The following is a 543-nucleotide window of genomic DNA, read 5'->3' as shown; positions in this document are numbered from 1 at the left end:
CTTTCGTAATCGCTCGGGTTTTGCTTTACTTTCTCGGCCAAAGCGGCCATTCGAGTGGCAAACGAAAGAGGAGTTACTCTCTGTTTGGCATTAGCATCTCCTTGCCCGTTTAAACTAAACGGATTTACATCTAAATATGTTTGAAAAGGCTCAGCTTGCCAATTTTTTGGCGAGATGTGTTTCCAAGCCTCAGCTGCTTGTGCGTATTGATGCTCAGACAAAGCCCTACGACCCAAAACCATATAAAGATAGTCGTTGTCAAATCCAGCTAATTTTTGCAAACGTTTATCGAAATCATTGGTAGAATTTTTTGAGAAATAATCAATCACATAAGCAATGGTTTTTGATGAAGTCGAATCTTCGATTTTGTATTGGTCTGTATTGCTCATAAACGAAGCCGTTCCGCCGTATTCGGTTTGTTTAGCTTGCTGATACGAAGCCAGAACCTTCATAATAAAAGCTTTAGCTTGATTTTCGGGCGAAGCATCAGACGAAGAACCACCTTTTTCTGCGGCATCTTTTTTACCGAAACATCCCGAAAAC

General features: G+C 40.9%; 1 protein-coding gene. It reads right to left on the bottom strand.

Annotated features, from left to right (window positions below; genetic code table 11):
• On the bottom strand, positions 1–543 hold a 543-nt coding region (locus tag IEW58_RS14250; protein WP_188645888.1), incomplete at both ends, for a hypothetical protein.

Source organism: Tsuneonella deserti, from assembly GCF_014644315.1.
GTDB classification, from domain to species: Bacteria; Pseudomonadota; Alphaproteobacteria; order Sphingomonadales; family Sphingomonadaceae; genus Tsuneonella; species Tsuneonella deserti.
Note: the sequence above shows the minus strand (reverse complement) of the source record. Positions and strands in the feature narration are given on the sequence as shown.